This is a genomic window from Mariluticola halotolerans, from assembly GCF_021611515.1.
In the GTDB taxonomy this organism is placed as follows: Bacteria; Pseudomonadota; Alphaproteobacteria; order Rhizobiales; family Devosiaceae; genus Mariluticola; species Mariluticola halotolerans.
The window spans coordinates 1,872,379-1,898,552 of the sequence record NZ_CP090960.1 but is presented as its reverse complement, the minus strand read 5'-3'; the positions used below and the strand labels follow the sequence as shown (position 1 = coordinate 1,898,552).

At 60.1% G+C, this 26,174-nt stretch carries 25 protein-coding genes and 1 other RNA gene; 14 read left to right on the top strand and 12 right to left on the bottom strand.

Annotated features, from left to right (window positions below):
- The first annotated feature begins 93 nt into the window (after positions 1–93).
- On the top strand, positions 94–1,449 hold the full coding sequence (locus L1P08_RS09080) for a leucyl aminopeptidase family protein (RefSeq protein ID WP_303616706.1): 1,356 nt from the start codon (positions 94–96) through the stop codon (positions 1,447–1,449).
- A 60-nt stretch (positions 1,450–1,509) separates the two neighbouring features.
- Here L1P08_RS09080 and L1P08_RS09075 read toward each other — a convergent pair whose 3' ends face one another.
- Together L1P08_RS09075 and L1P08_RS09070 are read right to left on the bottom strand one after the other, a co-directional pair.
- A complete protein-coding gene (locus L1P08_RS09075; RefSeq protein WP_303616705.1) occupies positions 1,510–2,454 on the bottom strand; it encodes a 2-hydroxyacid dehydrogenase in 945 nt (314 codons plus the stop codon).
- 73 nt (positions 2,455–2,527) lie between these two features.
- Positions 2,528–3,208 carry a c-type cytochrome gene (locus tag L1P08_RS09070; RefSeq protein ID WP_303616704.1) on the bottom strand — a complete coding sequence of 227 codons (681 nt, stop codon included), beginning with the start codon at positions 3,206–3,208 and terminating at the stop codon, positions 2,528–2,530.
- A 274-nt stretch (positions 3,209–3,482) separates the two neighbouring features.
- On the opposite strand from L1P08_RS09070, the gene L1P08_RS09065 reads away from it, so the two are divergent.
- The 7 genes from L1P08_RS09065 to L1P08_RS09035 all read left to right on the top strand — a co-directional run bounded on the left by L1P08_RS09065 (position 3,483) and on the right by L1P08_RS09035 (position 10,384).
- Positions 3,483–4,319, top strand: coding sequence for a prephenate dehydratase (locus L1P08_RS09065; protein ID WP_303616703.1), 837 nt, complete (start codon positions 3,483–3,485; stop codon positions 4,317–4,319).
- 95 nt (positions 4,320–4,414) lie between these two features.
- Entirely contained in the window at positions 4,415–4,852 is a 438-nt protein-coding gene (trxC, locus tag L1P08_RS09060; RefSeq protein ID WP_303616702.1) for a thioredoxin TrxC, read from the top strand.
- A 103-nt stretch (positions 4,853–4,955) separates the two neighbouring features.
- Positions 4,956–5,052: signal recognition particle sRNA small type (gene ffs, locus L1P08_RS09055), an RNA gene on the top strand.
- A 73-nt stretch (positions 5,053–5,125) separates the two neighbouring features.
- A complete protein-coding gene (locus L1P08_RS09050; RefSeq protein WP_303616701.1) occupies positions 5,126–6,880 on the top strand; it encodes a DNA polymerase III subunit gamma/tau in 1,755 nt (584 codons plus the stop codon).
- Positions 6,880–7,203, top strand: a complete 324-nt coding sequence (locus L1P08_RS09045; protein WP_303616700.1) for a YbaB/EbfC family nucleoid-associated protein — start codon at positions 6,880–6,882, stop codon at positions 7,201–7,203. The genes L1P08_RS09050 and L1P08_RS09045 overlap by 1 nt, the downstream gene beginning before the upstream one ends.
- A gap of 12 nt (positions 7,204–7,215) precedes the next feature.
- Positions 7,216–7,818 carry a recombination mediator RecR gene (gene recR, locus L1P08_RS09040; RefSeq protein ID WP_303616699.1) on the top strand — a complete coding sequence of 201 codons (603 nt, stop codon included), beginning with the start codon at positions 7,216–7,218 and terminating at the stop codon, positions 7,816–7,818.
- 139 nt (positions 7,819–7,957) lie between these two features.
- On the top strand, positions 7,958–10,384 hold the full coding sequence (locus L1P08_RS09035) for a bifunctional diguanylate cyclase/phosphodiesterase (RefSeq protein WP_303616698.1): 2,427 nt from the start codon (positions 7,958–7,960) through the stop codon (positions 10,382–10,384).
- Positions 10,385–10,397: 13 nt separating this feature from the next.
- Here the strand turns inward: L1P08_RS09035 and L1P08_RS09030 are convergent, their stop codons facing one another.
- Together L1P08_RS09030 and L1P08_RS09025 are read right to left on the bottom strand one after the other, a co-directional pair.
- The gene (locus L1P08_RS09030; protein ID WP_303616697.1) at positions 10,398–11,288 is read right to left on the bottom strand and encodes a dienelactone hydrolase family protein; all 891 of its coding nucleotides are present in this window, start codon (positions 11,286–11,288) and stop codon (positions 10,398–10,400) included.
- Positions 11,289–11,382: 94 nt separating this feature from the next.
- Entirely contained in the window at positions 11,383–12,774 is a 1,392-nt protein-coding gene (locus L1P08_RS09025; protein ID WP_303616696.1) for a DNA recombination protein RmuC, read from the bottom strand.
- Between the two features lie 124 nt (positions 12,775–12,898).
- On the opposite strand from L1P08_RS09025, the gene def reads away from it, so the two are divergent.
- The 3 genes from def to truA are packed head-to-tail and all read left to right on the top strand — an operon-like array spanning position 12,899 to position 15,116.
- Positions 12,899–13,444 (top strand): peptide deformylase, encoded by a 546-nt coding sequence (gene def / locus L1P08_RS09020; RefSeq protein ID WP_303616695.1) that lies wholly within the window; start codon positions 12,899–12,901, stop codon positions 13,442–13,444.
- Between the two features lie 11 nt (positions 13,445–13,455).
- The gene (fmt, locus tag L1P08_RS09015; protein WP_303619529.1) at positions 13,456–14,379 is read left to right on the top strand and encodes a methionyl-tRNA formyltransferase; all 924 of its coding nucleotides are present in this window, start codon (positions 13,456–13,458) and stop codon (positions 14,377–14,379) included.
- Entirely contained in the window at positions 14,379–15,116 is a 738-nt protein-coding gene (truA, locus tag L1P08_RS09010; RefSeq protein ID WP_303616694.1) for a tRNA pseudouridine(38-40) synthase TruA, read from the top strand. The genes fmt and truA overlap by 1 nt, the downstream gene beginning before the upstream one ends.
- A gap of 347 nt (positions 15,117–15,463) precedes the next feature.
- On the opposite strand, the gene L1P08_RS09005 is transcribed toward truA, so the two are convergent.
- From L1P08_RS09005 to L1P08_RS08985, 5 genes are all read right to left on the bottom strand, one after another.
- Positions 15,464–16,015 carry a hypothetical protein gene (locus L1P08_RS09005; RefSeq protein ID WP_303616693.1) on the bottom strand — a complete coding sequence of 184 codons (552 nt, stop codon included), beginning with the start codon at positions 16,013–16,015 and terminating at the stop codon, positions 15,464–15,466.
- Between the two features lie 119 nt (positions 16,016–16,134).
- Positions 16,135–17,307, bottom strand: a complete 1,173-nt coding sequence (gene dapE, locus L1P08_RS09000; protein WP_303616692.1) for a succinyl-diaminopimelate desuccinylase — start codon at positions 17,305–17,307, stop codon at positions 16,135–16,137.
- Positions 17,308–17,332: 25 nt separating this feature from the next.
- Positions 17,333–17,866 carry a DUF805 domain-containing protein gene (locus tag L1P08_RS08995; protein ID WP_303616691.1) on the bottom strand — a complete coding sequence of 178 codons (534 nt, stop codon included), beginning with the start codon at positions 17,864–17,866 and terminating at the stop codon, positions 17,333–17,335.
- A gap of 198 nt (positions 17,867–18,064) precedes the next feature.
- Complete coding sequence (gene dapD, locus L1P08_RS08990; RefSeq protein ID WP_303616690.1) at positions 18,065–18,910, bottom strand: 2,3,4,5-tetrahydropyridine-2,6-dicarboxylate N-succinyltransferase; 846 nt, start codon at positions 18,908–18,910, stop codon at positions 18,065–18,067.
- Positions 18,911–18,984: 74 nt separating this feature from the next.
- Positions 18,985–19,848, bottom strand: coding sequence for a DUF817 domain-containing protein (locus tag L1P08_RS08985; RefSeq protein WP_303616689.1), 864 nt, complete (start codon positions 19,846–19,848; stop codon positions 18,985–18,987).
- A gap of 97 nt (positions 19,849–19,945) precedes the next feature.
- Here L1P08_RS08985 and L1P08_RS08980 point away from each other — a divergent pair, with 97 nt between their 5' ends.
- On the top strand, positions 19,946–20,809 hold the full coding sequence (locus L1P08_RS08980; protein WP_303616688.1) for an LOG family protein: 864 nt from the start codon (positions 19,946–19,948) through the stop codon (positions 20,807–20,809).
- A gap of 55 nt (positions 20,810–20,864) precedes the next feature.
- Here L1P08_RS08980 and L1P08_RS08975 read toward each other — a convergent pair whose 3' ends face one another.
- The 3 genes from L1P08_RS08975 to L1P08_RS08965 all read right to left on the bottom strand — a co-directional run bounded on the left by L1P08_RS08975 (position 20,865) and on the right by L1P08_RS08965 (position 23,727).
- Positions 20,865–22,082, bottom strand: coding sequence for an aq_1923 C-terminal domain (locus L1P08_RS08975; RefSeq protein ID WP_303616687.1), 1,218 nt, complete (start codon positions 22,080–22,082; stop codon positions 20,865–20,867).
- Between the two features lie 183 nt (positions 22,083–22,265).
- The gene (locus L1P08_RS08970; protein ID WP_303616686.1) at positions 22,266–22,982 is read right to left on the bottom strand and encodes a pyrimidine 5'-nucleotidase; all 717 of its coding nucleotides are present in this window, start codon (positions 22,980–22,982) and stop codon (positions 22,266–22,268) included.
- A 106-nt stretch (positions 22,983–23,088) separates the two neighbouring features.
- Complete coding sequence (locus L1P08_RS08965) at positions 23,089–23,727, bottom strand: helix-turn-helix transcriptional regulator (protein ID WP_303616685.1); 639 nt, start codon at positions 23,725–23,727, stop codon at positions 23,089–23,091.
- 300 nt (positions 23,728–24,027) lie between these two features.
- Between L1P08_RS08965 and L1P08_RS08960 the strand changes: the two genes are divergently transcribed.
- On the top strand, positions 24,028–24,672 hold the full coding sequence (locus tag L1P08_RS08960; RefSeq protein WP_303616684.1) for a TetR/AcrR family transcriptional regulator: 645 nt from the start codon (positions 24,028–24,030) through the stop codon (positions 24,670–24,672).
- Positions 24,673–24,686: 14 nt separating this feature from the next.
- Positions 24,687–26,159 carry an MFS transporter gene (locus tag L1P08_RS08955; RefSeq protein WP_303616683.1) on the top strand — a complete coding sequence of 491 codons (1,473 nt, stop codon included), beginning with the start codon at positions 24,687–24,689 and terminating at the stop codon, positions 26,157–26,159.
- Positions 26,160–26,174: the final 15 nt, after the last annotated feature.

Genomic DNA, 26,174 nt, shown 5'->3' with positions numbered 1-26,174 from the left:
TAACCCTAACAGGCCGTTAAATCGGGTCGGTTGTTCTCCTTGCCCGCACGCCGGTGACGGGCTAAATCTGCGGGACATGCAAGGAGATCTCAGTTGGTAGCGCAAAAGTCCAAAGCGGCAATCCCGGTAATCTGTGTACCCGAAGAGGGGGTGGCAAAAGCGGGGCTGTCGCCGCAACACACCAAATGGGCGGGTGCCAACGGCTTTAACGGTCAGCGCGGCCGGCTGCTGGCATTGCCCGGGGAAACGGGCGCGTTGGACGGCTACTTGTTCGGCATGGGGGCAGCGGATGCGTACCCGCAAATGACCACGGGTCTGGCCGCCACAGCGCTGGCCCCGGGGCATTATCAGCTGACCGGCGCCTATGGCGATCCCCTGCTGGCAGCATTGGGCTTCCGGCTGGGTGGCTACCGGTTTGAGAAGTACAAATCCAATGGCGGGGCGGTGACGCTGGCCCCGGTTGAGGGGACGGATAATGCCGAGGTTGAGCGGTTGGGTGAGGCGGCAACGATTGCCCGTGACCTGATCAACACCCCGCCCAATGACCTGGGGCCGGACGCGTTTGATGCGGCCATCCGCGCCTTTGCCAAGGCGCGCAAGATGAGCGTGAAGGCAATTGTCGGCGACCAGTTGCTCAAGGAAAATTTCCCCATGATCCACGCGGTCGGCCGCGCCAGCGCCGAGGCGCCGCGCCTGATGGATCTCACCTGGGGAGATAAATCGCATCCAAAAATTACCCTTGTGGGGAAAGGGGTTACCTTCGATACCGGCGGACTGGACATCAAGCCGGCGGCGGGCATGTTGTTAATGAAAAAAGATATGGGCGGTGCCGCCAATGTGCTGGGGCTGGCCCATGCCATTGTTAGTGCCGGGCTCAAGGTGCGGTTGCGGGTTTTGTTGCCGGTGGTGGAGAATGCGATCTCGGCATCGGCGTTCCGGCCGGGTGATGTCTTGCCCTCGCGTGCGGGGCTGAATGTGGAGATCGGCAATACCGATGCGGAAGGGCGGCTGATCCTTGCTGACGCGCTGGCGCTGGCCGATGAGGAAAGCCCGGAGCTGATCATCGATATGGCAACCCTGACAGGGGCCGCGCGGGTGGCGCTGGGGCCAGAGCTGCCACCGCTTTACACGCGCGATGATGAATTGGCAAAAAGCCTTATGCAATCAGGACTTGCGCTGGATGATCCGCTTTGGCACATGCCGCTTTGGGCGCCCTATGACCGCCTGCTGGGCTCAAAGATTGCTGATGTGAACCACATCTCCAGCGGCGGCATGGCCGGGTCGATAACGGCGGCCCTGTTCCTGCAGCGCTTTGTGAAACAGGCAAAAGCCTGGGCGCATCTGGATATATTCGGCTGGGCGCCCGAGCCGCGTCAGGGGCGCAGTTTTGGGGGGACGGATCAGGGGATCCGCGCGGTTTATGACACCCTGAAACAACGCTTTTCGTAAGCCCTGTTTCAGCCTTTCCCAGCCCCGCTTTAAGGGCTGGGCTAAAGCTTGTGCCAAAGGCTAATAGCCTTTGGCGACATCGACGACATTGACCAGCGGTTTGCCCGCCTCATGATCGAGCAGCACTTTCGAGAAATAATTGACCCCGGTCTCCGGATTGGAGATCGCCGCGATATGCGGGGTGATATAGCAATTCTCGATTGACCAGAGTGGGCTCACCTTGGGCAGCGGCTCGACCGCGAACACATCGAGACTGGCCGCGCCCAGTGTGCCATCTCCCAGGGCTGCAACGATGTCAGCCTCCACCTGATGCCCGCCCCGGGCCGGATTGACGATGGCAGGACCGCCATCGAGCACACCGCGCCTCAGCTTGCCAAAGGTCTCGTAGTTGAGAATGCCCTGGGTCTCCGGGGTGAGCGGCAGCAGATTGACCAGAATATCGGTCTGGCTGAGGAAGCTGTCGAACTGATCAGGACCGGCAAAGCCCTTAACCCCTTCAATGGGTTTCGGCGACCGGCTCCAGCCCAGAAGATTGAACCCGAGCGGGCGTAGACGCTTAAGGGCGTCCTGTCCCAGCACACCAAGCCCCATCACCCCCACATTGATATCCCATGCGGGGGGCGGATAAAGCTGCGTCCACTCCCGCGCGGCCTGGGCGGCGCGATAGCGGGTATAAAGCCGGTGATGCATGGTGACATGGGCAACAACATAATCGCTCATGCACTGGCTCAGCTCATCATCGACAAAACGCACGATTGGCACGCCTTCGGGCAGGCGCGGGTGCCGCATGAGGGCATCAACCCCGGCACCAAGCGAGAGGACCGCCTTCAGATTGTCGAGTCCGTCAAAAGCGTCGTCCTTGGGCTTCCAGACAAAGATGTAGCGAATGTCTGCGGGGTCATAGGCATCACCGCGCCGCACAATGGGATAATCGCCAAGCTTTTCGCCCAGCCGTTCGGCCCAGCGGTTCTCGTCGACATCGCTCAAATGCAGTAACAGCGCCATGGTGTCCTCCTCAAAATAAAACGGGCCGCACCCTTAAAGGTCCGGCCCGTCGAAATAGTGTCGTCGCCGCAGCTTAGTGGGCAGGGGCGGCTTCGGTTGCTTCTTCAACAGCAGCATCGCTCGGTGCAGCCTCTTCCTCAGCCTGCATCTCGGCATCGCCGCCTTCATTGTCGACGATTTCCTCAAGCGCGGTCTCTTCAGCCGGCGGCTCGGGGAAGGCAACCGGCGCATCAGAGAGCGTCTGCAAATAGGCCAGAAGGTCGGCGCGTTCATTGTCACGGCGCAGGCCGGCAAAGGTCATCTTGGTGCCCGGTGCAAAAGCCTTGGGCGAGGTCAGGAACGCATCGAGATTTTCATAGGTCCATGTCTCGCCTTCCGCACCAAGGCTGGCCAGGGCATCGGAATAGGCAAAACCGTCATGGCTGGCGATCGGGTGACCGACAACGCCGTAAAGGCCAGGGCCGGTCTTGTTGGCCGCGCCCGCTTCAAAATTGTGGCACGATGCGCACTTCTTGGCGACGCTCTCACCCTTGGCAGGATCGGCGCTGGCCAGAAGCACACCCAGCGGTGTTTTTTCTTCAACGACTTCTTCGCCGCCGCCATGTCCGGCACCTTCGGCTTCTGCGAGTGTGTACCCGGCACCATTGTCTTCAATCGGCGCATAAATCGCCTCGGCGACAAAGCCAACACCCATCACGAACAAAAGCGTGCCCAGAATTGCACCGATAATCTTGTTCAGCTCAAAGGAATCCATAACCGGTCTCTCCGTACCATTCCCGCTGGGCGCGACGGCCGGCGGAACTTCAAAAACTGTGTTTGCGGGTCAGGTGATTCTGGGCCACCTGTGCGGGCGGAAGATATAGTCAAGCCGAAGCCCACGCAACCGGGTTTCCCAAGGGTGCGACAACGCGCGCCACAATTGGCCCCAAAACCATGCAAACGATAAAAACACGCAATATCCGTTTTGTTTGACTCCGGCAAGTCGCGGTGAGAAAAGTGCCGCGGCCTTGGTAATGGAGTGATGCAGCATGACACGGAAAATAGCCTTTCAGGGTGAAGCGGGTGCGTTCAGCCACGCCGCAGCGCATGCGGTTTTCCCTGATGACGAGATTTTGCCCTGCACCACTTTTGAGGACACGATTGGCGCGGTGCAGAATGGGGATGCCGATTTTGCCGTGGTCCCGATTGAAAATTCGCTTTATGGCCGCATTGCCGATATCCACCATTTGCTGCCCGAAAGCGGGCTATATATTGTCGGCGAGCACTATCAGCCGATCCGTATGAACCTGCTTGGCGTGCCCGGCGCGACGCTTGATGACATCAAATCGGTGCAATCGCTCTCCGTGGCGCTTGGCCAGTGCCGCAAATTCATTTCCCGGCACAAGCTGAAGACCATCAATGCTGTGGATACCGCCGGTTCCGCCCATGAGATTGCCGAAAAGGGCGACAAGAGCGTGGCCGCCATCGCCTCCAAACTGGCCGGCGATATTTACGGGCTGGACGTGGTGGCGGAAAATATCGAGGACGCCGACCATAACACAACGCGCTTTCTGGTGATGTCGCGCAAAAAGGACGAGGCCCCGGCAGGCAATGGCCCGGTGAAAACCACATTCGTTTTCCGTGTGCGCAACGTGCCCGCAGCGCTTTATAAAGCCATGGGCGGCTTTGCCACCAACGGGGTCAACATGACCAAGCTGGAAAGCTATATGGTCGACGGCTCGTTCACCGCGACCCAGTTTTATGCCGATATCGAGGGCCATCCCGATGACCGGCTGGTGCGGCTGGCGCTGGAGGAACTGGGGTTCTTCACCGACATGTTCAAAGTGCTCGGCGTCTATCCGGCAGCGCGGGTGCAGGGCGACTGAAAAGCGCGGCGCATTTCTGACGCCATCTGACCGAGATCAATTTAATTCTGCCATTTCTCTCTTATATGATGAGGACAGGCAGGAGACGCACGATCATGACCAAAAACCACATCGTTTGTGCCCAATGCGGACAGATCAACCAGGTTGCACCGGACAAGCCGGCGCGTGAGGCAAAATGCGGTGCGTGCAAACAGCCGCTATTTGCCGGCAAGCCCTCTGATGTTGATGCAAGGAATTTTGAACGCCAGATCGCCAAGAGCGATATTCCGGTTCTGGTCGATGTCTGGGCACCCTGGTGCGGACCGTGCCGCGCCATGGCCCCGGCCTATGAACAGGCGGCCAGACAGCTGGAGCCGGCTGTGCGCGTGATCAAGCTCAATTCCGACCGGGAACAGCAGATTTCGGCCCGGCTCGGCATTCGCGGCATTCCCACCATGTTGCTGATGCAGCACGGCCGGGAGATTGGCCGGATTTCGGGCGCCATGGCGGCGAGCGACATTGTGGCCTGGACCCAGCAGCAATTGGCCAAATAGATGTTCGCGGAAGTTCTGGGCATATTGGAATGGAAAAAGGCGGGAGCGAGAGATTGAAGGTCTCCCTCTTGCATTTGGGCGGCCAATCCGCCACATAGGCGGCGGGAGGTTGGCGCGGACGTGTTTCTCGCCAACCGGGTCAGGTCCGGAAGGAAGCAGCCCCAACGAGTTTCGACACGGGTCGTTGTCAGCCTCCTACTAGACTTCTACACTGTGCCCCATGAGCACAACCGAATCTCCAAAATCCGCAACGCACACATGGGCGAAAAGCTGATGGCGAGCGCCGAAAAGACATCGACGCCCTATCTGGTTCTGGCGCGCAAATACCGCCCCCTGAACTTCGATGATCTCATCGGCCAGGACGCGATGGTGCAGACGTTGGGGAATGCGTTCAAATCCAACCGCATCCACCATGCCTATATCCTGACCGGCGTGCGCGGGGTGGGCAAGACGACGACCGCGCGCATTCTCGCCCGTGCCTTCAATTATGCCGATGAGAACGGCCCGCACCCGACCCTTGATCTATCGAAAGAGGGCGAGCATTGCCGCGCGATTATCGAGGGCCGTCATGTCGATGTGATCGAGATGGATGCGGCCTCCAATACCGGTATCGACAATATCCGCGAAATCATCGACTCGGTGAAATACGGCCCGGCCTCAGCCCCCTATAAGGTCTATATCATCGATGAGGTGCACATGCTCTCGACGGCGGCCTTTAACGGGCTGCTGAAAACGCTCGAAGAGCCGCCCCCTTATGTGAAATTCATCTTCGCAACGACCGAGATCCGCAAGGTGCCGGTGACGATCCTGTCGCGTTGCCAGCGGTTTGACTTGCGCCGGATCACCCCCGAGGTGATGACAGCTTATCTCGAAAAGCTGCTGGCGGCAGAAAACATCACCGCCGAACCTGAAGCGCTGGCCATGATCGTGCGCGCGGGCGAAGGCTCGGCCCGCGACAATCTCTCGCTGCTCGATCAGGCGATTGCCCATGGCGATGGCACGGTGACGGCGGCAACGGTGAAGGCCATGCTTGGCCTTGCCGACCGCGCCGCGATGATCGATTTGTTCGAATTGCTGATGCGCGGCGATATTGCCGGGGCGCTCGAAGCCACGCGGGCGCTTTATGATGCGGGCGCGGACCCGCAGACCATTGTCGCCGATCTGGCTGACCTGACCCATATGGTCACCCGGATGAAAATCGTCCCCGCTGCCGCCGATGATGTGTCCCTGACCCCGGATGAGCGGGCGCGCATTCCCGGCATGGCGGAAAAACTCGGCATGCGGGTGTTGACCCGGACATGGCAGATCTTGGGTAATGGCCTGCGGGAAGTCGCCAATGCGGGCAATGGCTTGCAGGCCGCTGAAATGGTGCTGGTAAGGCTTGCCTATGCCGCTGACCTGCCGACCCCGGATGAACTGATCGAAAAGCTTTCCAACCAGCCGGCACCTGCCGCACCGCCCCCGGCCGAACGCCCCGGACCGGTGGGGAATGGCGGCGGTTATGTTGGTGGTGGCAATAATGGCGGTGGCGGCAGGCTGGCCCAGGCGCCGCAACCGTCTGAAAGCCCGGCGCCCCAGCACAGCACAGCGCCGGAAGCGGTGGCAAAGCCAAGCCCGCAATCCTATGCTGAACTGGTGGCCCTCGCCGGGGAACAGCGCGACCTGATCGTCAAGCATGCGCTTGAATCCGATCTAAGGCCCATTACCTTTGAACAGGGCCGCATTGAAGTGGCGCTGACCGAGAATGCCAATCCCTCGATCATCGCCACCTTGTCTGCCCGGCTGAAAACATGGACCGGCCGCACCTGGCTGGTGACCGTATCCAGCCGCGAAACAACGGCACCGACCCTGCGTGAGGTCCGCGAGGCGGTGACCCGGGAGCGGTTTGACACAGCCAATGAGGACCCGCTGGTACAGGCGGTTCTTGAAACCTTTCCCGGTGCCCGCGTGGTTGACGTGCGGGTGCGCGACGAAGAGCCAGAGGCAATTGCCGTGGCCCCTGTCGAAGAAGATGAGGATGAAGACTGATGCGCGATATTATGGGCATGATGGGCAAGTTCCAGGAAATGCAGGCCAAAATGGGCGAAATGCAGGAAGAGCTGCAGCGCGCCGAAGTGTCCGGCACCTCGGGCGGTGATCTGGTCACCGTCACCCTGACCGGCAAGGGCGATATGCGTGGCGTCAAGATTGACCCCTCCCTGATTGCCGATGGCGATGCGGAAATCATCGAAGACCTGATCATTGCCGCCCACGCGGATGCCCGCGCCAAGGCGGAAAGCATGATGAATGAGAAGATGCAGGAAATGGCCGCCGGCCTGCCTTTGCCCCCGGGCATGAAACTGCCGTTTTAAGCAGAGCCCCAAATGAACCACGCCTCCGGTGGCCCCGAAATCGAGCAATTGATCCAGCTGCTGGCGCGCCTGCCAGGGCTTGGGCCGCGCTCGGCCCGCCGGGCCGTTTTGCACCTGATCAAGAAGAAAGAGGGATTGATGATCCCGCTTTCAGCAGCGCTCGACAGGGCGGTCGAAACGGTGACGATTTGCGCGGAGTGCGGCAATGTCGATACCCGTTCGCCTTGCGGCATCTGCACCGATCCGCGCCGGGGCGAAACCGGCATGCTGATTGTGGTTGAGGATGTGGCCGACCTCTGGGCGCTGGAACGCGCCGGGGTGGGCGCGGTGCGCTATCATGTGCTGGGCGGTGTCATGTCGCCGCTTGATGGTGTTGGCCCCGATGATCTTTCCATTGATGCGCTGATTGCCCGCGCCGGGCAGTTTTCCGAAATCGTCCTGGCGGTCAACGCCACCGTCGAGGGCCAGACCACGGCCCATTATATTACCGACCGTCTGGCCGAAAGCGGTGTCCGGATCACGCGGCTTGCCCATGGCGTGCCGGTGGGCGGCGAGCTGGATTATCTCGACGAGGGCACGCTCAGCCAGGCCCTCAAGGCGCGCACCAGCCTCTAGAATCCGGTGAGAATACATTAACTAAAGATGGTTTTTTGTCGCCCGGGCCCCTTTCAAAACCGGCTTGCGGCAGCATTCGTTAATCACCTCCCTATACGCAGCAAAGCCAGAAATACGCTTTTTGCGCGAGGGGCTTTGAATGCTGTCGGTTTTACAAACGCTGTTTTTTGAACATGATCTGCGACTGGTCGCACTGGCGGCGGCGGTTTGCGCCACAGCCTCTTTCTCCGCCATTATTCTGCTGACCCACGCGCGCAAAAACACCGGCAATATGCAGAAAGTCTGGCTCGTCATTGCAGCGATTGCCTGCGGTTTCGGCATCTGGTCCACCCATTTTATCGGCATGCTGGCCTTCAATCCGGGCATGGCGCTGGGCTATGACCCGTTCAAGACGGCGCTGTCCCTGATGATCGCCATTACCATTACTGGCGGGGGCTTGTGGATTGCAGCGATCGGCAATCGCCGCAGCGACCTTTATCTTGGCGGCATTGTCACCGGCATCGCCATTGCCAGCATGCACTATACCGGCATGGCCTCTGTGCTGGTGGGCGGCCAGATTGCCTGGGATGCCATGATCGTGTTGACCTCTGTGGTTTTTGGCAGCCTGTTCGGCGCGATCGGCTTTGCCCTTGGCATGCGCGGCAACGCCATGAAGTGGAAAATTGCCGGTGCAGCCACCCTGACCCTTGCCATTTGCAGCATGCATTTCACCGCCATGGGCGCGGCCAGCTTTGCCGACTGCTTCGCCATTGTGGGCGCAAATAACAGCGTGGCCCGCGAGGTCATGCCTGCCGCCATTGCCTCATCCAGCATATTGATCCTGCTGGCGGCGCTGGGCGGTGTTTATATGGAATTGCGCGACCGGCGCCACGCCGAGCGGGAAAGCGACCGCATGCGCGGCCTCGCCAACGCCGCCGTGGAAGGTCTTGTGGTTTGCGATGGCCAGACCATTGTAACCGTCAATAACAGCTTCGCCGAACTGGTCGGGGCAACCACCGAGGCAATCGCTGGCCGGGATATCACGGACTATATCAATGCCGACATATTCAAGGCGCTGGTTGAGCATCCCGAAGTGGCAAAGGAAGCCGAGATCAATGTTGGCGGCACGCGCGCTCTTGCCGCGGAAATCATCCTGCGCACCGTCGATTATGGGGGCAAGCAGCAGCACGCCATTGCCGTACGCGATCTCAGCGCACGCAAGGAAGCCGAGCAATATATCCGCTTTCTCGCCCATCACGACGCCCTGACCGGCCTGCCCAATCGCACCAGCTTTTCCGAGGCGCTGGAGCGTGAGGTGCGCAGCGCCCGCCGCCACGGCACCATTTTTGCAGTGCTCTGCCTCGATCTGGACCGGTTCAAGGAAGTCAACGACCTGTTCGGCCATGCAGCTGGCGATGTGGTGTTGAAGCGCGTGGGAAAATGCCTCTCCCAGCCTTTCCACGAAGGCCAGGTGGCCGCGCGTCTGGGCGGCGATGAATTTGCAATTCTGCTGCCCGACCTTGCATCGCCTGACGAAGCCGGGCGCATTGCCGGGGAAATCCTCCAGGCATTCGCCGACGATAATGCAAGCTCGGGTGAAAGCGCTGTTCTGGCGGGCAGTATCGGTATTGCCGTCTTCCCCGACAATGCCGACGACGCCACGCATTTGATGAACCACGCCGACACCGCGCTCTATCGCGCCAAGGAAGATGGCCGGGGCAATTATTGCTATTTCCAGGACCAGATGGGAATCGAAGTGCGCGACCGGCGCCTGCTGGAACATGACCTGCGCAACGCTGTCGCCCGCAACCAGCTGGAACTGGTTTACCAGCCGCAGGTGCGCATCAAGGACAATGAGCTGACCGGGTTCGAAGCGCTGTTGCGCTGGCGGCATCCCGACCGCGGCGATATTTCTCCCGCAACATTTATCCCGCTGGCCGAAGATACCGGGCTGATCTTGCAGATCGGCGAATGGGTGCTGGAAACCGCGTGCCGTGAGGCTGCCGGCTGGAAAAACCCGCTTTCCATTGCGGTCAACGTCTCCACCGTGCAGCTGCACAACAAGAATTTCCCGCAAAAAGTGCATGACGTGCTGCGCAAGACCGGTCTGTCGCCGCGCCGGCTTGAACTTGAGATCACCGAGACAGCGCTGATCAAGGATATGGGACGGGCCCTGGCAGCGCTCGGCCAACTCAAGGCGCTGGGCGTGCGCATTGCCATGGATGATTTCGGCACCGGCTATTCGTCACTGTCGAACCTGCGGGCCTTTGCCTTTGACAAGATCAAGGTCGACCAGTCGTTTATCCGCTCGGTTGACCGGTCCGACCAGTCAGCCACGATTGTGCGCGCGGTGCTGGGTCTTGGCCATGGCCTCAACCTGCCGGTGCTCGCTGAAGGCGTGGAACGCTCCGAGGAGCTGGATTTCCTCAAAGGGGAAACCTGTGCCGAGGCGCAAGGGTTTTTCCTTGGGCGTCCGGTCACCATCGATCATTTCAAGGATTATACAAGCGGCGGCAAACGCATTCTCGAGGCGGCACCTGATGCCGCCCCGAAACCTGCGATCCGGGTTGTCTCATCGCGCCACTAGCGCGATGGGGCCGCTAGGCCAATACCGATTTGAACAATTCGATCGTGCGTGACCATGCAAGGTCCGCCGCCGCCTTGTCATAGCGCGCTTCCGAGGTGTCGTTGTTGAAGGCATGGTTGACGCCCTCATAGATGTAAAGCTCGTAATCGGTCCCTGCCGCATCGAGCGCTGCCTGAAAATCGGCAATGCCCGCATTGATCCGGTCATCAAGGCCGGCATAGTGCAATACCAGTTTGGCTTTGATCTTTGGCACGTCTTCCGCCGCTGGTTGCGACCCGTAATAGGGCGCGCCGGCCAACAGGTCGGGCGTGTTCACAGCAATGGCATTGACCGTGCCGCCGCCCCAGCAAAATCCGGTGGCACCCACCTTGCCGTTACTGCGCTGATGGGTTTTGAGGAAATCGACACTGGCAACACCATTTGCCGCCGTCTCGGGCGCGTTGAGTTGCCCGAACATGTTGCGCGCTTCATCCTCATCCGCCGGTGTGCCACCGAGAGGCGACAGAAAGTCCGGGGCGAGAACCAGAAAACCCTCATTGGCAACGCGCCGGGCCACATCCTTGATATGAGCGTTAAGCCCGCGATTTTCATGCACCACAATCACCGCCGGCAACGGTCCTTCGGCCCCCGCGGGATAGGTGAGATAGCCCTGCATTTCGCCGGTCGCGCCGGGATAGGTCACTGTTTCGTGCGCAATGGACGCATCCGTTTCGGGCAGCATGTCCTGCGCCTTGGCATTTGCCGCCATCATCGTGGCGGCTGCCGCCGCCGCCGCCGTGGACCCGGCCAGTTTGACCAGAGAATCCATGAACTTGCGGCGATCGAGTGAGAGGTGGGTATAGTCGTCGTAAAGCGCGATCATTTCCTGGGTGATCACCGGCTTCTTGTCTGCACGTTCAACCATGATTGCCTGCCCTCCTTCATTGTGAAGCCCTCAGCATTTCAGCGCCCCATGGCTGAATTGCGATGCTCACGACAATTTGACAAGGGCAACCGGGTCAGTCGTCGTCAGTCCGCGCGTCAGGTGTACCGAGCTGCGGCGCGTCACCTTCGCCATTCGCGCCATTATCCCAGCCAGCGGGCAGTGGTTTTCCGGTCTTGGCACCCAGTTCGCGCAACATTTCCACCTGCCGCACCACGCTGCCGCGCCCGCCGGACAACTGGTTGCGCGCATCCTCAAAGCTTTGCTGCGCCCGCCCAAGATTCAGCCCCAGCTTGTCCATATTGGTAAGGAACCCGGCCACCTTGTCGTAAAGCGTGCCGGCGCGGGCCGCGATCTCCTCGGCATTCTGATGGCGTTTTTCAATGTCCCAGACATTGCGCACCGTGCGCAAAACGGTCATCAGCGTGGTCGGCGTGGTCAGCATGACGCCCTGGTTCATGCCATATTCGAACAGTTTTGCGTCCGCATTCACCGCCGTTGAGAGCGCCGATTCAATGGGCACGAACATCATCACATAATCGAGGCTGGAATTGGCGTGGCGCTGGTAATTCTTCTCGCCAAGGGTTTTGACATGACCCCTGATCGAGGTGACATGGGCCAGCAAATGGCGTTGGCGCTCGTCATCATCCTCGCAATTGGTGAAGGCTTCAAAGGCGGTCAGCGAGACCTTGGAATCGATCACCAGCCGGTCGCCATTCGGCATCAGGATTTCCACATCGGTGCGCAGCCGCGACCCGTCCTCGCCGGTATGGCTTTGCTGGGTGATGAACTGCTCGCCCGCGCGCAAGCCGGAACGTTCGAGAATGGTCTCAAGGATCATCTCGCCCCACGCCCCTTGCGTTTGCGAGTTGCCCTTGAGGGCGCGGGTGAGATTATGCGCCTCGGTGGTGATTTGCAGATTGCTTTCCGCCAGCGCGCGAATGCGTTCTCCCATTTCCGCGCGGTCTCGTAACAGTCCGGTCTGGAATTCGACAATCTTGTCATTGAGCGGTTTTAAAAGCGTGTCGACCTGTTCGCGGTTCTGCTTGGAAAAGGTCTCGCCATGGGATTTGAGCACTTCCCCGGCAATCGCCTTGAACTCGTCGGTCATTTGCTGGCGGGCCGTCTGGAAGCGGGTGAGATTGGCCTCGTTCTGCTTCAGCTGCTCGGCCATTTGCGCCCGAAGCGCTGCCGCATCGGCCTGCAGATTGGCATTGGCCTGACGCTGCTGTTGCAGCTGATTGTCGAGATCGCGAATGCGGCCATCCCGCTCAGCCAGTTGTTGCAGGAAATTGGTGCGGAGGCCCTCGGTCGCCAGTTGGGCGGCCTCTTCCGCCCGGCGCGTATTGCCCCGGAACAGGGCGATCAGCACCGCCACCAACAGGGCCGCAATCAGCCCGAACGCGAAAAGCGCTGCCGCGCCATATGTCACCGGCCAGCCGCCGAGATTGAAAAGCAGAGTGTTCATGGGAGGGAGTTTAGCAGGATTCGCATAAAAACAACGCGTTTTAGCAGGCCCGTTAACTGGCCAAAGGTTGACCGCCGCGCCGGAAAATACCATATCCAAGGCGAAAGAAAGAGCAGGACTACCGATGGCCATTCGCCCGATATTGTACATTCCCGATCCGCGCCTGAAACAGGTGACCGCGCCGGTGACCGAAATTACCGATGAAACCCGCGCGCTGGTGAAGGACATGTTCGAGACCATGTATGACGCGCCGGGCATTGGTCTGGCCGCGCCCCAGATCGGCGTGATGCAGCGGATCGTTGTGATCGACTGCGCCAAACGGGCTGACGATGCCGAGGTCGCCGAGGGTGAGGAAGAAATCTCCGACCCCATTACCCTGATCAATCCCGAGATCACCTGGGTTTCCGAAGAGACGCGGGTTTATGAAGAGGGATGCCTGTCGATCCCCGAATATTACGAGGAAGTCGAACGTCCCGACCGCATCCGCATCCGCTATATGAACCTTGAGGGTGAAACGATCGAGCGGGAAGCGGACGGGCTGCTTGCCACCTGCATGCAGCATGAGGTGGACCACCTCAACGGCAAGCTGTTCATCGATTATCTCTCGCGGCTCAAGCGCGAGCGCATTACCAAGAAATTTGAAAAGGCCGCCAGACGCGCGGCAGAATAACCGGGGTGACCTTGCGCATCGTTTTCATGGGGACACCGGATTTTTCGGTGCCGACACTGACCGAACTCGTTGTGCGCGGCCATGAGGTTGTCGCGGTCTATTCGCAGCCGCCCCGTCCCGCCGGGCGGGGGCAGGCCGAGCGTAAATCGCCCGTGCATCTGGCCGCTGAAGGGTTTGGTATTCCCGTCTTCACCCCGAAGAATTTCAAGGACGCCGCCGACCGCGATGTCTTCGCCGCCCATGGGGCCGATGTGGCCATTGTCGTCGCCTATGGCCTTTTATTGCCCAAGGCTGTTCTGGAGGCGCCGGGATATGGCTGTCTCAACCTGCATGGCTCGCTTTTGCCGCGCTGGCGCGGGGCGGCCCCCATTCAGCGCGCCATCATGGCCGGCGACACGCAAACCGGCGCCATGGTGATGCAAATGGACGAGGGGCTTGATACCGGCCCGATCGGGCTTGCCGAGGAAATTGCCATTGGCCCGGACATGACCGCCGGGGAATTGCACGACAAGATGATGCGCGATGGCGCGGACCTGATGGGCCGGGCGCTGGCCGCCCTCGAACGGGAAACGCTGACTTTCACCCCTCAAAAAGAGGAGGGCGCGACCTATGCCAAAAAGATCGACAAGGCCGAGGCGCGCATTGACTGGTCGCAAAGCGCCGAGACCGTGCACAATCTGATCCGGGGCCTGTCGCCTTTTCCCGGTGCCTGGTTTGAACTGGAACTGCAGGGCAAAAGGACCCGGGTGAAAGCCCTGCGCGCCCGCATGGCCACAGGCGACGCGCCTGCAGGCACGGTGCGCGACGGGCTGACGATCGCCTGCGGGAGCGGTGCGGTGCAGCTGGTGACGGTGCAGCGCGAAGGCAAGGGCGCAATGGATGCCGAAGCGTTTTTGCGCGGGGCCGGAGATATCAGCGGCACGGTGCTGGGCTGATGCACCGCTATCGCCTGCTGATCGAATATGACGGCACCCCGTTTTGCGGCTGGCAGCGGCAACCCGACCAGCCCTCGGTGCAACAGGCGCTGGAAGAGGCGATTGCCGCCTTCTCCGGGGAAGAGGTGAGCACGCAAGCCGCCGGGCGCACCGATACGGGTGTGCATGCGCTGGGCCAGGTGGCCCATTTCGATCTGTCGCTGGAATGGGACCCCTTCCGGGTGCGCGAGGCGCTCAATTATCATCTGAAACGCTATCCGGTTGCCATTATCGCCTGTGACGCGGTGGGCATGGATTTCGAGGCGCGCTTTTCAGCGAAGGGGCGGCATTACGAATACCGCATTCTCAACCGGCGTGCCCGCCCGGCGCTGGAATTGAACCATGTCTGGCATGTGCCGGTGCCGCTGGATGCGGACCTGATGCATGAGGCGGCGCAATTTGCCATCGGCCTGCATGATTTCACCACCTTCCGCGCCGCTGAGTGTCAGGCCAAATCACCGGTCAAATCGCTGGACCGGCTCGACGTGCGCCGGGAGCTGGACCATATCATCGTCCGCGCCAGCGCCCGCTCTTTCCTGCATCATCAGGTGCGCTCGCTGACCGGATCATTGAAACTGGTGGGCGAGGGCAAGTGGCAGCCCGAGGATTTCAAGGCGGCGCTCGACGCCAAAGACCGCGCCCGTTGCGGCGCGCTGGCACGGCCCAGCGGGCTTTATCTGGTGGGTGTGGATTACTGAAGGTGCCCGTCCGGCCTTTATCAGCTCGCAATGAAGCCGGATAGATTGGAAAAGGGATTGCGTCCGCTCACCTCTTCTCCCTCCCCCTTGTGGGGAGGGATCAAGGGTGGGGGTCGGCCCGAAGGGCCAAACAAAGACTCTACAAGCTATCCGCGAACATTGTGTTTGTGGCTCCACCCCACCCGACCCGGCTTTGCCGGGCCACCCTCCCCATCAAGGGGAGGGAAAAAGGAGGCATGCCGGAGGCTCAGATGTGCCCCTTAAGGTAGATGTCTGTCGCTCTGGATTGCCGCGCGCCTTTGGCGCTGGCACTGACGAAGGCTATTTTATATCCAAGCCTGAACCGACTACACCGGCACGTCGGGCAGGGGCATCAGCATGCCGAACAGCAAGAGGCCGATGGTGACGCCGACCATTTGCGCAATCAGGAACATGGCGATCTGCAATGGTGTGAGGGTGACAATCAGCCGGGCGATATTGATCTCAATAATGATCACCAGAAGGCCTACAACGATCAGCGACAAATCGCCGGTAAAGCCGACAAGGCTGAGGATGATCGTGACCATGGTGACAAAAAAGGTCGCCCAGTTATCGGCCACCATATAGGGCACCAGCCCGTCAAGGCGCTTGAGCTGGTTCAACACCAGTGCCGAGAACGTCAATTGCAGGCCGAACAGCACAAGGGCCATAAACAGGGCCTGGGGCGGATTGATCACATCTGAGGGCTGACCGAGCAGCACGGGCAGATATGCGTTCAGCGTGGTGGCGAGCAGGAAGGCGACAAAACTTCCCGCCAGCCCGCGCAGGGTCAGATCGAAATAGCTCGAGGAATTGCGGCGACCGGTCAACAGCGCGATAATACCGCGCCCGGCCAGGATCATTTCGTCAATTAAAGTCATGGTCAGCCAGTCTTGATTGTCATGCCGCGCCGGTGACGGGCAAAATTGTCTGTGCGTGCGGTAGCATGAACCGGCGGGCAAGAATATCCCTGGCGGGGCATGCCGCGCGTTATGCGCCCTTATGCGTCCAGAAAGCGGGTAATGAACCTGTTATAGATCCCGGTCAGCGCCTCCACCTGTTCAAGCGGCACGCGCTCGTCGGTTGCATGCATATGGGCACCCACAAGCCCGCACTCAACCACCGGGCAGTAAAGAGCGATGAAACGCGCATCCGATGTGCCCCCGGAAGTGGAATGTTCCGGGGTCAGCCCCGTAGATTCGGCAATCACCTGATCGAGCAGCGCCACCCCTTCTCCCGGCGGGCAGACAAAGCTGCGCGAGGCAACGCCGGTAGGCTCGAAATGGATCTGGCATCCGGCGGCATCAACATTTGCGAGCCGCGCCCGCACCCAGTCTTCAAGCGCGATGGCGCTCCACTGGTCATTGAAGCGCACATTAAAGCGCAACCGCCCCTCGGCAGGGATGACATTGGTGGCCTTGTTGCCGGTATCCAGACTGGTGACTTCCAGATTTGACGGCTGGAAATGATCATTGCCCTGATCAAGCGGTTCGTCGGTGAGCGCTGTGACCACACGGGCCAGAACGGGCATCGGGTTGCGCGCCTTTTCCGGATAGGCGGCATGGCCCTGCTGGCCGCGCACGATCACCAGCCCGTCAAACGAGCCGCGCCGCCCGGTTTTTAGCCGGTCGCCGACTTTTTCCGCTGAACTGGGTTCGCCCACAATGGCAAAATCGAAGCGCTGGTGCTGGGCGGAGGCCCATTCAAGGATTTTCTCGGTGCCATTGACCGCATCGGCTTCCTCGTCATTGGTGATGGCGAGGGAAATGGTGCCCTTGTCAGCGCTGCCATCGGCCACAGCGCGCGCCGCGGCGGCGCAGAAGGCTGCGACCCCGGATTTCATGTCGACCGCGCCCCGGCCCCAGATTTCGCCGTCAACGATCTCGGCAGAGAAGGGGGGATGCGTCCAGTCGGCCTCGTTGCCGGTGGGCACCACATCGGTATGCCCGCCAAACAGCAAATGCTTGCCCCCGGTGCCCCGCGTGGCAAAGAGATTGTCAACCGGATAGGAGCCGTCGCCCTCGAACTTGAGCCGCGTGCAGGTAAAACCGAGCGGGGTGAGAAACGCCTCAACCACATCAAGCGCCCCCGCCTCTTCCGGTGTGACAGAAGGGCAGCGCAACAGATCGGCCAACAGAATGGCCGGGTCCGAATGGTTGGTTTTGTCGTTCATGTCCCGCTCGTTTTCCATGTGGTGTTTATGCCTCGCCCTTGGGGTCGGGTCCATAGGCATTGGGACCCTCAGTGCCCTTTAAAAAGCCCATGACCACGATCAGATAGAGGCCGAGAATACCCATCAGGCTCGATACAACCTTGTACAATGTGGTTGGTGTGGCGATGGTAAGGCCACCGAGCTCTTGCGCGGTGTAGCCAAGGCCGGTCACCTGAGCCAGAAGCAACAGCAATTGAAGGCCATAGAACACCCAAACGTCCGTGCCCGCTGCCCCCCTGTCATGCCGGCGCTTGATGCTAAGGGCGGCGCCGGGGGAAAAGAAAATCAGGAATAACAGCAGGGAGAGCCACCCGCTTTGGGTGATGTTTTCCATCTGCGTGTCGAAATCAGTGATCGTCTCGCCGGCCATTTCGGCTCCGGAGATCAGGCCAAGGCCCAAGGTCGCGGATAACAGCATGGCAATCAACAGGCCGACGGCGATCATGATGAGTGACCCGAACCAGAAATGCCGGCGCCGAATCCGGCCTGAAAAATCAGTAAATAAAAATTTCAAATCCATTCTATCCCCCTCGAATGACGGGCCATATCGTCCTCGCGCCCGGAAATGGCGCAAGGTTAGTAGAGTTCGCAGATTCTGGCCAGCGCGACGCGGGGGCGGGGTTTGTCAGCGGTTAATGCCCCGCGGCAGGGGCCTGACAAGAAAACGGCCGCCCGGCGGTCCGGACGGCCGTTTGAAGATGTGCCGTTGCGGGCGCTATCAGTCGCGCAGCAGGTCGTTGATCGAGGTTTTCGAGCGGGTCTGCGCATCGACGCGCTTGACGATGACCGCGCAGTAAAGGCTGGGGCCGGGTGTGCCATCGGGCAGGGGCTTGCCGGGCATGGAGCCGGAGACAACCACCGAATAGGGCGGCACCTTGCCGATATGGATTTCGCCGGTCGTGCGGTCGACGATCTTGGTGGACATGCCGATGAAAACACCCATCGAGATGACCGAGCCTTCGCCCACGACAACGCCTTCAACGATTTCCGAGCGGGCACCGATAAAGCAATTGTCCTCGATGATGACCGGGCCGGCCTGCAAGGGCTCAAGCACGCCGCCAATGCCGACGCCGCCGGACAGATGCACATTCTTGCCGATCTGGGCGCAGGACCCAACGGTGACCCAGGTATCGACCATTGTGCCTTCATCGACATAGGCGCCGAGATTGACAAAGGACGGCATCAGGATGGCGCCCTTGCCCACAAAGGCGGAATGGCGAACGATGGCACCGGGCACGGCACGGAAACCGGCAGCACGGAATTCCGCCTCGCCCCAATTGTTGAACTTGGAGGGTACCTTGTCCCACCAGTGCGAACCGCCGGGGCCGCCGGGGATCATTTCCATGTCGTTGAGCCTGAAGCTGAGCAACACAGCCTTCTTGGCCCATTGATTGACCACCCATTGCCCGTCCGCGCCTTTTCCAGCGACGCGCAGCTTGCCGCTGTCGAGCAGGCCGAGTGTCTCGTTGACGGCATCGCGCACCGCACCGGTTGTCGAGAGATTGATGGTGTCGCGGGCGTCAAAGGCAGCGTCGATGGTCTGGGCAAGTTCGGAAAAGGACATGGGACCCCTCAAGGATAGATAAATTCGAGGCGGACCATAAAGCGCGCCCGGCAAAAGCGAAAGCCGCTTTAGTATTATTCGCGGTCAGGCGCGCGGGGCGGGTGGACAAGCGTGACCAGTACTACCGAGATAATCATCAACAGAAACCACGAACCGAACTTGTCGGGTCCAACCGGCAACCACGCCGCATAGCTGCGTGGATAAACCCATGTGCGGGTGAGGGTGCCGATGTTTTCGGCAATCCAGATGAAAAAGGTGACCAGCAAAAACGCAACCAGAAGCGGCATGCGGTGCCACGAACGGTGCACCCGGTAATGCATGCTCACAGGCAGGAAGATGACGAAAACCGCAACAAACAGGCCATAGCGGATATCGGGCAGGAAGTGGTGGGCAAAGAAGTTGATGTAAATCAGCGCCGCGAGAACGACAGAAAGCCAGCGCGGCGGATAATTGGTGAGCCGGATATCAAAAATGCGATTGATGCGGGCCATATAGGAGCCCACCGCCGCATACATGAAACCGGAGAACAGGGGCACATTGCCGAAGTGGAAGAAAGAGGGGTCCGGATAGGTCCACGAACCGGCCGCTGTCTTGAACAGCTCCATGAGGGTGCCGACAATGTGGAAAATCAGGATGACCCGCGCCTCGGACCAGGTTTCAAGCTTGAAGCCGAGCATGGCCGCTTGCAGGGCAATTGCCGCGAGAAACAGAAAATCATAGCGGGCGATCGGCATGGCCTCGAACCAGCCGAACCGGGTGATCATGATCAGGCCGAGAAGCGCGCCACCAAATAGCGCGGCCCAGCCCTGTTTGATGCCAAACACAACAAACTCGACCATGGCACCGGACCAGCCTGTTGCCGGCAGGCGGGCCAATACCGCGTGCGCTGCCGCATCGAGGCGCGCTTCCACACTCGTAAACCTCTGCGGTGTTGTCATGGCCGTTTGATCCCCAGGGGTAATTCACCCCGCCTTACCTACCCCACCTTAACTTCTTGCTGGCACACTGGGCAAAACCGAACAACAGGGGAAAATTATGGCCCGCCGCCAACACCACACACCGCTTCGCACCTCGCAACAGGATATTGATGCGACACGGCGCATTCCGCGCACGCCGCAGACCGAGGCACCCGCCTACCGGCTGGCTTTCTCCGACGAGGATTTCATGACCTCGGAGGCGCTGCGGGGTGTGCGCTTTCAGCTTGAATATCTCAAACCCGAAATGATGCTGCGCGACATGGGGATTACCTCCACCGTCGTGCTGTTCGGCGGCGCGCGCATTCCCGCCCCCGGCAAGGATGCCTGGGCGGCCAAGAACGAGACCGCGCGCAAGAATCTTGAAGCCAGCTCCCGTTATTATGACGAGGCGCGCCGCTTTGCCCAGTATATCTCGCTGGCCTCCAAGGCGCTCGACTACAAGGAATATGTGGTGGTGACCGGGGGTGGACCGGGTGTGATGGAAGCGGGCAATCTCGGTGCCAGCGAAGTCGATGCGCCCTCGATCGCTTTCAATATCGTTCTGCCGCATGAGCAGGCACCCAATACCTATGTGTCGCCTGAACTGTGCTTCAATTTCCATTATTTCGCGACGCGCAAGATCCACTTCCTGCTGCGTGCCCGCGCTGTTGCCATCTTCCCCGGCGGCTTCGGCACGCTCGATGAATTCTTTGAGACCCTGACCCTGATCCAGACCGGCCGCATGGAGCGCATCCCGCTTTTGATGTTCGGCAAGGATTTCTGGGGCCGGGCGATCAACCTCAAGGTGCTTGAGGAAGAGGGCACGATTTCGCCGGGCGACACCGACCTGTTCACAACAGTGGACACAGCCGAAGAGGGCTGGGAAGTGATCCGGAAATTTTATGACCTGCCCAGGATCACGCTGGGCGAAGACGGGAAATAACAAAAAGCCCGGCGGAGATCCCGCCGGGCTTTCGACTTTTCAGCAATGCTGACGCCTATTGGTTGGCGGTTACCTTGAGTTCAAGCAGGTTGACCAGATTGGCCGGGTCTTCCGTGCCGACCGCTTCCACGACGTCCTTGAAGGGCACCGGATTGGCCGGCGTGCTGGTGATTTCCAGCGATTTGGGATCACCCAGATAGGTTGATACAGCCTTGAGCAACATGGTCTGGGTTGCCTCGGGCAGACCGGCCTGCGCGGCCATGGCCGGCAATGCAGCCGAGAGACCGGCAACCAGCACGTCGCGCGATGCGCCCTGTTGCTGGGCGACGAAATCGAGGACCTTGCCGGTAATGCCGTCATCGTCAAACCGGATGGCGAGGCGGCCAAGGGACATTTTGGCGACCATGGCATCGAACATGGAAAGGCCAAGCGCCTCTTCTTCTTCCATGGTCATGTCTTCGCGGCTGACCATGTCTTTTTGTATGGCCAGCATGTCGGACACCAGTTCCAGATCATAGCCCCATACCTCGCCGGTGAAATCGAACCGGCCAACCTTGTCGACAGTCACAGAAGATTCCTGAACCGTCAGATGCCCGTCGTCCAGCGACCAGTCCATCTTGCCCTGCATTTCGGCATCAACGGTCTGCAGGTCGAACAGCATCAGCATCATCTGGGCTTCCTGTTCGTCGATCTTGGTCAGATCGGCGTGAATACCACTGATTTTGTAGTCGCTGGTAAAGGCGCTCATATCGCTATTGGGCAGGTTGTTGACCACGACGCTGTCGAGGGAGAACACTTCCTCGCCCTCAGCAGTGGCAACGATCGGGCCAAGGGAAAAATGCTTGTAGGCCAGAAGTGAATCGAGCGCGTCTGCAAACGGTTCTGCGGGAACGACCATGTCTTCGACCACGATATTGCGGATCGACAGGGTCATTTCTTCATCGGCGGCTTCGATATCGTCGGCGGTTGCCCTTTTGACCTCATAGCCGCCCTTGCTGTTCTCGTTGACACCGGTGAACTGCAATGTGGTGGGGTTTTTCGGGGCCGCGTCATCTGCGTCATCCATGCCATCCGCAGAAAAGGTCACGCCGGACATGGTGACGCTGTCGCCCTCGGCCACGGATGTTGCATAGGTGATGGCCATGCCATTGGCGGCGAACATGGCCGCGAATTTTTCACCGAAATCCTTGCCATCGAGCGCAAAGGCGCTCTGGCTGAGCACCGCGAGGGCAAACAATGAAGTCGCCGCGCCGCCAAATCCGATTAATCTCATTATGTGTCCTCACTATGCGCTTCCACATCCGGAAACCGGCAGGAAATGAATATAAGTGCCGCGCGGTGCTGCCGCGCTGAGCGTATGAATATGCTTGTCTAGCCGAATAAGGGCCAAAGTTTGCCCCATGCCCGCAACGATGGCTAACTTTCTCCTAAGCGATAAGCCGAGGCAATAGCAGCTTTATGACATTTGCGCGGCGGGCGCCGGCAGCAGGCTTTCGAGAAAATCGACCAGATTATCGGTGACATGGTGCACATGTTCCCGGTTGTCGGCGCGGTTCAGCTCCCATGCGTCCACCTGATCGTGCACAAAATCGCCCGCGGGCAGCACATGGACTGTGGCCAGCCCCATTTCGTGCGGCACTTTCAGGTTCTTCTCCAGATCATCAAACATGATGGCGCGGGTGGGGTCGATGCCGAAGGTTTCAAAACACAATTCATAGGCCGACCGTTCCGGCTTCGGCTTGAAGCCGGTGGCGCGGATATCGAACATCCCGTCGAAAAGATCCGCGCCGCCCAGACGTTTGAGCACATTTGCGGCATGACCGTTATCGGCATTGGTGAAAACGAATTTGCGCCCCGGCAGCGCCTTGATGGCCGCGACCAGCTCGGGATGGGGATCGACCGGGGAATAATCAATGTCATGCACGAAGGACAAATAATGGTCCGGATCAATGCCGCGGGTCAGCATCAGCCCGTTCAGCGTTGTGCCGTGATCGCGATAATAGTCTTTTTGCATCTTGCGTGCCGGCTCGAACGCCAACCCGGTCGCCTGCATCACATATTTTGTGATCAGCGTATCAATCTGGGCAAACAGGTTGCAGGTGCGCGGATAAAGCGTGTTGTCGACGTCAAACACCCAGTCGGTAATGTGGGAAAGGGCGGGAGCGTTGGACATGGTGAACCTTATCGATATCTGAATGCAACCAAGTCTAGTGCATCGGGTGAGGGGGAGGAAACCGGTTTTTGTGATCGTAGTTCGCGAAAGGCCGGGCCGGTGACAATCAGGCCGTGACAGCAAGGGCGGGGCGGATGCGATAGGTGCAGCGCCGGCCGCCCGTCAGCAGATGTTCTTCCCGGCTGACCTCGATATCGGGGCCAAGCACGGCGCGGAAAATGGTCAGCTCCGAACGGCAAAAACCCTGGCAGCTGCTGGCCGCCGCACAGATCGGGCAGTGATCCTCGATCAACAGCAATTCGCCATGCGCATTGCGCTCAACCCGCGCCATATAACCTTCCCGCGCCCGCATCTCGGCCAGCTGATGGACTTGTTGCTCAAGGGTCTGATCAGGGGCGCTGTGATAGCGGCGCATTTGCTCGGCTTCGCGCGCCGCGATCAGCCGGTCAAGCCCGGCCTCGCCGAACAGCGTGCGCACCTGATCGAGCAATTCCACGGTCAGGTCAGAATGCCGGTCGGGGAACCGCCCGTGCCCGGCGGCGGTGAGCGCATAAGTGCGCTTGGGCCGGCCACGCCCGCCCGCAATATCGGTGAAGGCGACAAGGCCGGTATCGAGAAGGCCCTGCAGCACCTTGTGTGCGCCCATCGATGTCATGGCGAAGGCGGCGGCAATATCCTGCGCCGTGGCGGGGCCACGGGTCTTCAAATGGAACAATACGCGGTCGCTGGTCGAGTTTGTCTTCATGGATTTTATATAAACGATTACGTTGACAAAAACAAAGTGGCGAATTAAACCAACTGACAAGTTTATTAATTCAGATTTGGCCGGGCATGTCACAAGGTCCAGCCAATAAGATGACGGGGTGACCGGGCCGGCGCTCCGTCATCTTTCTTTATGCCCCGGTCAATGCATTCGGCTGCCCGCTTTGTCGCGTCGCGCCCCCCGGTCCATCGGGCCGGACGGGGATGAGTTGACTCTCCTGATGTTTTCAATCAAACGTTTGTTTGAGAAGAGCCCATTGCCCGCGATCCGGAAGAAAACCCCTTGAACCCAGTCAGCACCGCGCCCCGCACGAGCACAGCCACACCCGAGACGGGCGGGACGACCGGCAGGCGCGAGAGCACCGAGGACCGGCGCATCGCGATTGCCTTTGCTGCCCGCGCGCTGATCGTGGAAAAGGGGTTTGAAGGTCTGCGCACCCGCGACATTGCCGACCGCGTCGGCATCAATGTGGCGACCCTGCACTATCATGTGCCCAGCCGGGAAGCGCTGATCACCCTGGTCACGGAAACCCTGAAGCGGGATTTTGTGGCCCTGCATCTCTCCACGCCCCGGCAGGGATTAACCGCGGCTGAGGAATTGGCGCTGGAGCTGAAAAATCACGGCACCTCTTATTTTGAGGATCCCGAATTGCTGCTGGTGATGAGCGAATTGTCAATCCGCGCGCGCCGCGACGAAACGGTGCGGGCGATTGTCGAGCCGCTCAGGCAGAACTGGCGCAAGCGCATTGCCGCCATTCTGGCCCGCGGCAAGGAGGACGGCAGCTTCCGCAACGATCTCGATCCGGTCTCCGGTGCTCGCCTTATCACCGGCGCGCTCGCCGCCTTTCGCGGCATTGCCGCACCCAAACGGCAGGACTTTGACGCCCTTTGCCAGGAATTCATGCGCTCGGTGCGCCGCCCGCGTTAATCAGGAACCCCTTCATGGCCGTCCCCCACGAAATGACCGAAGACGATACACCGCCTGATCCGCGCCGCTGGGTGGCGCTGGCGGTTTTGCTGCTGGCCGGGTTTGTGAACCTGATGGATGTGACCATCGTCAATGTGGCGCTGCCCAGCCTGCAGCGCAATCTCCAGGCGTCCTCCTCCGATATTGAATGGATCGTGGCCGGTTATGTGCTGGCCTTCGCCCTGTTCCTGCTGCCCTCGGGGCGTCTGGGCGATATTATCGGACGCAAGATGATGTTTCTCGGCGGCATCAGTGGTTTCACCCTGCTCTCGGCCATGTGCGGCATGGCACCATCGATTGAATGGCTGGTCGCGGCCCGTGTCCTGCAGGGCATATCGGCCGCTGTGATGATGCCGCAGGTGCTCGCGATCGCCCAGGTCACATTTCCGCGCCACGAACGCGGGCTGGCCTTCTCCCTGTTCGGCCTCAATTCAGGGCTGGCCGCCATGGCCGGGCCCCTGATTGGCGGCTTGCTTATTTCCGCCGATATCGCCGGGCTCGACTGGCGGCCGATTTTTCTGGTCAATGTGCCGATTGGTATTTTCGCGGTTGTCGCCGGCGCTGTGCTGATCCCCAATATCAAGGGCAACAAGGCGCTCGAGATCGACTGGATCGGCATGGGGCTGGCCGGGATTGCGGTTTTCTTGCTGATTTTTCCGCTGGTTGAAGGGCGGCAATATGGCTGGCCGGTCTGGGCCTATGCCATGATGGGTGCAGCCCTTTTCGTCGTTCTTCTGTTTTATTTCTGGGAGCGCGGACGGGAACGGACCGGCAAGGCGGAACTGCTGCCAATGCACTTGATGCGCAACCGCAACTTTGCCATTGGCGTTTTGATGACCATGGCCCTCTTCTCGGGCATGCCGAGCTTTTTCATGGTGTTCGCCCTGTTCCTGCAAACGGGCTTTGGCTTCACGCCGCTGGAATCCGGACTGACCACGATGCCGATGCCGATCGGCCTTTTTCTGGCGTCCATCCTTGCGGGCATTCTGGGGGCCCGTGGCCTCAAGGTGCGCGTTGCGACCGGCATGGTGCTGGTGCTCAGCGCCTATCTGATCCTGCGCGCTGTGCTGGGTGGTATTGGCGACGAAATCAACCATTGGTGGTTCGCGCCGCCCTTGCTGATGATGGGCTTTGGCATGGGCACGACCATTGCCCCGCTGTTCCAGTCCATCCTCTCGGCCGTACCGGGCCGCGATGCCGGATCGGCGTCGGGCACATTGCAATCATTCCAGCAATTGGGCGGGGCCTGCGGTGTGGCCATTGCGGGCGAAATGTTCTTCTCCCGCCTTGGCGATAATCTGACGCATCAAGGCTTCACTGCCGCACTTTTGCACGAGACCACCTACCAGCTGATCGCGTTCTCAATCGTTTTGGTGCTCTTGCCATTGCAAAGGCGTTTGCCGGCAACGGCATCAGCGGCAAAGCCGGTGCCCATGGTAGAGCTTTAGCGCCCGGACCCCGGG

What these genes read in the sequence shown, in the direction of transcription:
- L1P08_RS09075 (WP_303616705.1), bottom strand. Translation starts at nt 2,454, where the DNA reads ATGGCGCTGTTACTGCATTTGAGCGATGTCGACGAGAACCGCTGGGCC.
- L1P08_RS09070 (WP_303616704.1), bottom strand. Translation starts at nt 3,208, where the DNA reads ATGGATTCCTTTGAGCTGAACAAGATTATCGGTGCAATTCTGGGCACG.
- L1P08_RS09065 (WP_303616703.1), top strand. Translation starts at nt 3,483, where the DNA reads ATGACACGGAAAATAGCCTTTCAGGGTGAAGCGGGTGCGTTCAGCCAC.
- trxC (WP_303616702.1), top strand. Translation starts at nt 4,415, where the DNA reads ATGACCAAAAACCACATCGTTTGTGCCCAATGCGGACAGATCAACCAG.
- L1P08_RS09050 (WP_303616701.1), top strand. Translation starts at nt 5,126, where the DNA reads ATGGCGAGCGCCGAAAAGACATCGACGCCCTATCTGGTTCTGGCGCGC.
- L1P08_RS09045 (WP_303616700.1), top strand. Translation starts at nt 6,880, where the DNA reads ATGCGCGATATTATGGGCATGATGGGCAAGTTCCAGGAAATGCAGGCC.
- recR (WP_303616699.1), top strand. Translation starts at nt 7,216, where the DNA reads ATGAACCACGCCTCCGGTGGCCCCGAAATCGAGCAATTGATCCAGCTG.
- L1P08_RS09035 (WP_303616698.1), top strand. Translation starts at nt 7,958, where the DNA reads ATGCTGTCGGTTTTACAAACGCTGTTTTTTGAACATGATCTGCGACTG.
- L1P08_RS09030 (WP_303616697.1), bottom strand. Translation starts at nt 11,288, where the DNA reads ATGGTTGAACGTGCAGACAAGAAGCCGGTGATCACCCAGGAAATGATC.
- L1P08_RS09025 (WP_303616696.1), bottom strand. Translation starts at nt 12,774, where the DNA reads ATGAACACTCTGCTTTTCAATCTCGGCGGCTGGCCGGTGACATATGGC.
- def (WP_303616695.1), top strand. Translation starts at nt 12,899, where the DNA reads ATGGCCATTCGCCCGATATTGTACATTCCCGATCCGCGCCTGAAACAG.
- truA (WP_303616694.1), top strand. Translation starts at nt 14,379, where the DNA reads ATGCACCGCTATCGCCTGCTGATCGAATATGACGGCACCCCGTTTTGC.
- L1P08_RS09005 (WP_303616693.1), bottom strand. Translation starts at nt 16,015, where the DNA reads ATGACTTTAATTGACGAAATGATCCTGGCCGGGCGCGGTATTATCGCG.
- dapE (WP_303616692.1), bottom strand. Translation starts at nt 17,307, where the DNA reads ATGAACGACAAAACCAACCATTCGGACCCGGCCATTCTGTTGGCCGAT.
- L1P08_RS08995 (WP_303616691.1), bottom strand. Translation starts at nt 17,866, where the DNA reads ATGGATTTGAAATTTTTATTTACTGATTTTTCAGGCCGGATTCGGCGC.
- dapD (WP_303616690.1), bottom strand. Translation starts at nt 18,910, where the DNA reads ATGTCCTTTTCCGAACTTGCCCAGACCATCGACGCTGCCTTTGACGCC.
- L1P08_RS08985 (WP_303616689.1), bottom strand. Translation starts at nt 19,848, where the DNA reads ATGACAACACCGCAGAGGTTTACGAGTGTGGAAGCGCGCCTCGATGCG.
- L1P08_RS08980 (WP_303616688.1), top strand. Translation starts at nt 19,946, where the DNA reads ATGGCCCGCCGCCAACACCACACACCGCTTCGCACCTCGCAACAGGAT.
- L1P08_RS08975 (WP_303616687.1), bottom strand. Translation starts at nt 22,082, where the DNA reads ATGAGATTAATCGGATTTGGCGGCGCGGCGACTTCATTGTTTGCCCTC.
- L1P08_RS08970 (WP_303616686.1), bottom strand. Translation starts at nt 22,982, where the DNA reads ATGTCCAACGCTCCCGCCCTTTCCCACATTACCGACTGGGTGTTTGAC.
- L1P08_RS08965 (WP_303616685.1), bottom strand. Translation starts at nt 23,727, where the DNA reads ATGAAGACAAACTCGACCAGCGACCGCGTATTGTTCCATTTGAAGACC.
- L1P08_RS08955 (WP_303616683.1), top strand. Translation starts at nt 24,687, where the DNA reads ATGGCCGTCCCCCACGAAATGACCGAAGACGATACACCGCCTGATCCG.